General features: G+C 26.8%; 1 protein-coding gene. It reads left to right on the top strand.

Translation table 11 applies throughout. The features are described 5' to 3' along the window. A partial coding sequence (locus IU405_RS00705; RefSeq protein ID WP_197436731.1) for a type I restriction endonuclease occupies positions 1-313 on the top strand: 313 nt, incomplete at both ends.

The raw sequence follows: 313 nt of genomic DNA, 5'->3' as shown, positions 1-313 counted from the left end.
GTTTATTAATATGGATTTTTGGTGTCAAAACCAGTATCAAGTAACTAATCAAATAACAGTTGAGGGTAATTATAAAAATCGTTATGATGTAACTATTTTAATCAATGGTTTACCATTAGTTCAAATTGAATTAAAGAAAACCGGCATAGAATTAAAAGAAGCTTACAATCAAATCAATCGTTATCAAAAACATTCCTTTTCTTCTAATACAGGATTATTCAACTTCGTTCAATTATTTGTTATTAGCAATGGTGTAAATACAAAATACTTCAGCAATTTTGGAAACAAAAAACCAGACTTCAAACAAACATTC

Origin of the sequence: Polaribacter sp. BAL334, assembly GCF_015767435.1 — a bacterium.
Lineage (GTDB): Bacteria > Bacteroidota > Bacteroidia > Flavobacteriales > Flavobacteriaceae > Polaribacter.
The sequence above is the reverse complement of the archived record's forward strand: the minus strand, read 5'-3'. Positions and strand labels throughout refer to the sequence as shown.